The 2,424-nt window shown below is 67.3% G+C and carries 2 protein-coding genes and 1 pseudogene; 1 reads left to right on the forward strand and 2 read right to left on the reverse strand.

Annotated elements, in window-relative coordinates; translation table 11 throughout:
• Positions 1–130: 130 nt before the first annotated feature.
• A pseudogene (locus tag AAFM92_16790) lies at positions 131–936 on the forward strand (IS5 family transposase).
• Between the two features lie 51 nt (positions 937–987).
• On the opposite strand, the gene AAFM92_16795 reads toward AAFM92_16790, so the two are convergent.
• Both AAFM92_16795 and AAFM92_16800 read right to left on the reverse strand, forming a co-directional pair.
• A complete protein-coding gene (locus tag AAFM92_16795) occupies positions 988–1,644 on the reverse strand; it encodes a DUF1361 domain-containing protein (GenBank protein MEL7302022.1) in 657 nt (218 codons plus the stop codon).
• Positions 1,645–1,740: 96 nt separating this feature from the next.
• Positions 1,741–2,424, reverse strand: a 684-nt coding sequence (locus AAFM92_16800) for a pyridoxal phosphate-dependent aminotransferase (protein MEL7302023.1), incomplete at its 5' end; no start/stop codon positions are given.

A 2,424-nucleotide genomic window follows, 5' to 3' on the forward strand; every position in this document is an offset into this window, starting at 1 on the left:
CCACGATGCTTCAAAACCAGGAGCTAGACGGGTGGACATGGCAACGTTCAGTGGGGCATGCGGGAACGCAAAGGTTACCGACTAGCCTCACCAAATACTAGGTAGCGTTGACATTTGAGTCGGACGGCCGATGGTCGATACCGGCAGCAACCAACCTCTGCTGCCCGTGCCCGCTCACACCCTCACCGACCAACAGTTCGCCCGCATCGCTCCCCTGCTACCCGGTAAGCCCGGCGACCGAGGACGCACCGCCCGCGACAACCGCCTCTTCCTCGAAGCCGTCCTCTTCGTCGCCAACAACGGCGGACGCTGGCGTGACCTCCCCGAGCGCTTCGGCAAGTGGAACTCCGTCTTCGTCCGCTTCAACCGCTGGAGCAAGAAGGGCGTCTGGCAACGCCTCTTCGAGGCGGTTCAGGACCCCGACCTGGAGTGGCTCATGGTTGACTCGACCATCCTCCGCGCCCACCAAGACGCCTCGCGCGGACGCAAAAGGGGGCTAGCAGCCAGCTAGCGGCCCAGCGGGAGGCCCTGGGACGTAGCCGCGGTGGGCTCTCGACGAAGCTGCATGTGGCCTGCGACGCGCTCGGCAACCCGGTCCGCTTCGCGCTCGCACCGGGGCAAAGCGCCGACAGTCACGCGGCGTTGCCGCTCATCGAAGGGCTGGCGGCCGAGGCGGTGCTGGCCGACGCCGCCTACGACTCGGACGCCATCCGGGAGGCGTTGGCGGCGCAGGGGATCCAGGCGGTGATCAAGCCGAGTGCGGCGCGTTCACTGAAGCCGGCCTTTGACCGCGAACTCTATCGGGAGCGCAATCAAGTGGAGCGGCTGATCGGTCGGCTGAAGCGGTATCGTCGGGTGGGGACGCGCTACGAGCAGACGGGCCGCAACTACCTGGCGTTCGTGCACGTGGTATCGACGCTGTTGCTACTCGCCTAATGTCAACGCGGCCTAGGCCGCCCAGCCTCGGTCAATCCCTCCGCCTGCCTCCTACTTCGCGGTGGCCTCGGCGGCCGCGGCTGCCCGGTCCGCCAGCGGACGCAGGGCGAGGTAGCAGAGCGTCAGCAGCACCGAGAAGAGGATGGTCATTCCCACCGCCCTCGGGTGGCCGAACGGGTCGAGGAGCGGAGCCACCACGTCGGCCAGGAGTGCGCTTGGAGCGGTGAGCACGTCCCACGAGTTCCAGCGGAGGACCCGCCCCAGGTAGATCCCGAAGCTGCCGAGCGCCAGGGCGCCGACCGCGACCGACCAGCCCGCCCGAGCGCCATACCATCGCCGCACCGTGCCGTGTACCTCCGCCAGAGATACCATGCCGACCAGCATTCCTCCCCAGGCCGCCGCGAGCAGCAGCACGAGGTCGTACCACAGCGGTGCCTCCGTGCCCCGATGCACGTGGATGAGGTCGGTGAGGAGGTAGGGCGCGTTCGGGAAGAACAGCAGCCACGCGCTCCCCACGCCGAGAGGCAGCCACCCCGGCCTCTCAAACCGGGCGAGCCCGCGGCTCAGCACCAGCGGGACTGTGGCGAGGAACAGGTTCCAGAGCAGGAAGGCGAACTGCAGATTGCCTGTCACGGCGATGCGTGCTGCGATGAGGGCGACCGCGAAGCCGACCGAGGCCACGACGAGGCGAGAAGCAGGAGGGATCATGGAGGGCGGGCAGATCTGGTTTACTTTGAATCACAAAGTAATCTGATACAACAACCTTGTCAATACGTTGCTACGCCTGCCTGTCCAGGAGCGTGACTACGTGAGCATGCGCCGAAGCCGGGCACACGCCTCTTCGAGGACCGGCATTTCCTTCGCGTAGCAGAACCGCAGGAGGTAGCGCCCACGCTCGGGGTCGGCGAAGAACGAGCGTCCCGCGACGGTCCCGACGCCCGCCTCGTCGATGAGGGTGCGGCTGGCGGCGTGGTCGTCCTCGAAGCCCGCGCGGCGCTCGGCGAGGGCGCGGGTGCCGGCGAGGACGTAGTACGCCCCCTGGGGCCAGTTCACCTCGAAGCCGCACGCCTGCAGCGTCTCGCACAGCAGCGTGCGCTTGGCGGCGTAGTCGGCGAGCATCTGCGCGTAGTAAGCGTCCGGCATCGGCAGCGCAGCGGCAAGGCCGTGCTGAAGCGGCGCGGGTGCACAGATGTAGACGAGGTCGTTGACGAGCCCCATCTTCTCAATCACGGGGCGCGGCGCGACCGCGTAGCCCAGCCGCCAGCCGGTCATGTTGAACGTCTTCGAGAAGCCCGACAGCGTCACGGTCCGCTCGTACGCGCCCGGCAAGCTCGCCAGCGAGACGTGGCAGTGGTCGTCGTAGGTCATGTACTCGTAGATCTCGTCGGTGACGAGCCAGAGATCGTGCTCTTCGGCGAGGGCGAGCATGGTGTGCAGTTCGGCCTCGGTCCACACCTTGCCGCTCGGGTTGGCCGGCGTGCAGACGAC

The sequence above is a fragment of the Pseudomonadota bacterium genome (genome assembly GCA_038533575.1).
GTDB lineage: Bacteria > Pseudomonadota > Alphaproteobacteria > Rhodobacterales > Rhodobacteraceae > Shimia_B.